Source organism: Streptomyces sp. NPDC051976, assembly GCF_040680795.1.
GTDB lineage: Bacteria > Actinomycetota > Actinomycetes > Streptomycetales > Streptomycetaceae > Actinacidiphila.
The window spans coordinates 1-1,773 of sequence record NZ_JBFAXL010000148.1 but is presented as its reverse complement, the minus strand read 5'-3'; the positions used below and the strand labels follow the sequence as shown (position 1 = coordinate 1,773).

Sequence of the window (1,773 nt, the reverse complement as noted above, 5' to 3'; positions counted from 1 at the left end):
TCCCCGACGTTGCCCGGGTTGTATCCAGCGTCGATCACCACGGCTCCGGGCTTGATGTCCGCCCCGTTGATGAAGCGCGGCCGGCCAACCGCGGCCACCAGGATGTCCGCCTTGCGAACGATCGAGGGCAGATCGACTGTGCGGGAATGACAGTAGGTCACCGTGGCGTCCTGCCCGAGCAGGAGCATGCCGACGGGCTTGCCGAGGATGGGGCTGCGTCCCACCACGACGGCGTGCTTCCCCGTGAGGTCGACGTCGTACTCGTCCAGCAGACGCATGATCCCTCCGGGCGTGCACGAGACGAAGCCGGGCAAGCCGAACCCCATCGCCGCGAAGGAGCGCATGGTGACTCCGTCGACGTCCTTCCCGGGGGCGATCGCCTCGAAGGCGGCACGCTCATCGATGTGCGCGCCCACCGGGTGCTGCAGCAGGATGCCGTGCACATCCGGATCCTCGGACAGCGCGGTGACGGCCTCCACCAGGCCGCTGGTGCTCACAGAGGCAGGCAGCGGCACGTGTCGCGAGCGGATGCCCGCCTTCGCGCAACGGGCCTGCTTCATCCAGACGTACGTGACCGAGGCCGGGTCCTCTCCTACCAGTACAGTCGCCAGACACGGGGACACCCCCGTCCGTCGACGAAGATCCTCAGCGGCCGCCGCGCTGGTCTCGGTCATTCGGCGGGCGAGACCCGTACCATCCATCGGCCGCGCCTGCTGGGTCTCCATCACGTGCCACTCCTGAGCTCCGCAGTGAGGTGCCCAGGCGCACGGCATCGACGAGGCGTCAGGCCGCTCCCCGGTGGTACTCCACCTCAGCGCCAGTCACGGCCCGAGCCCACAATACCGAGGACTACCAGCTCATCGGTCTCATCCACAGATCTTGACAATTGCTCGCGCTGGTACCGGTGGACTGCCCCGGATGCACAGGTGTGTGCGGTATCCATGCAATGGTCCACCTGATTGGGTGAATGGGTTCGGGTGTGGCGATGCCCCCACGGGGCGGGGGACCGGCGTGGGGGCATCGCCTCCGGCGCGGTAGGACGCGCGCCGGAACTGAAGGGGCTGCCGACGGCCTTTCGCCGTACCACCAGCAGCCCAGTCACGGGGACGGCGGCGCTATCGTCGGCAGCGCGTCGCGGCCGACAGCGAACAAAGGCCGACGATTGCGGTAGCGCGGAACGCCGTTGCCGTCCGCCGGATGCTCGTCGAGCGGGATGATCCGGTGCTGCCTCACGCAGGCCGGACAGGCGAACACCGGGGCGGGCTGGACCCGGGCCGCGCCCGATCGCGCCGACCAGGACCGCGTCCTCTGCCATCCGGTCGTGCTACCGGCAGCGCTGCGGCAGCGCGTTCATGGCGTCGCTTGGATGTACGTGTTCCACAGTCGGTCGCCTTCCTTGCAGCGCCACACGCTGGTCTGGCATTGCGTGCATCCGTCGGCGTGCGTCTTGTAGGTGTCCCACGCCGTGGCCTGGGGCGACGGGTCGAGTTGGGCGGGCCCCTCGCCGGTGTCGAGGTAGTGGCCGCTGGCATTCACCGCTCGCCCCCGCAACTGGACCAGCTCGCGGGGCACGGCGGGGGTACAGGAGGCACGGCGGCGCCAGAGGTGTGGTCGACGTGCACAGGCTGGCGGTTGTTCGACGGAATCTGGGCCGAGCGCATCGCCTGCGAGGCTGGGGCGGCGCCGGTGAGTTCCCGGTCCTGGTGCGCCTTGCAGCCGACGACGGTCCACACCCGGCGGCCGCCTTCGACTGCGGTGGTCACCTCGCCGATG

3 protein-coding genes and 1 riboswitch are annotated in these 1,773 nt (G+C 69.5%); all 3 genes read right to left on the bottom strand.

Features of this window, described 5'->3' with window-relative positions:
- Positions 1-728: tetrahydrofolate dehydrogenase/cyclohydrolase catalytic domain-containing protein (locus AB0M29_RS45130; protein WP_365393671.1), on the bottom strand; the 728-nt coding region annotated here is incomplete at its 3' end.
- 21 nt (positions 729-749) lie between these two features.
- A riboswitch (ZMP/ZTP riboswitch) is annotated at positions 750-835 on the bottom strand.
- A gap of 515 nt (positions 836-1,350) precedes the next feature.
- Positions 1,351-1,536, bottom strand: coding sequence for a hypothetical protein (locus AB0M29_RS45125; RefSeq protein ID WP_365393669.1), 186 nt, complete (start codon positions 1,534-1,536; stop codon positions 1,351-1,353).
- Positions 1,533-1,773 (bottom strand): hypothetical protein (locus AB0M29_RS45120; protein ID WP_365393667.1); only part of this gene is annotated, 241 nt, incomplete at its 5' end. The genes AB0M29_RS45125 and AB0M29_RS45120, both read right to left, overlap by 4 nt.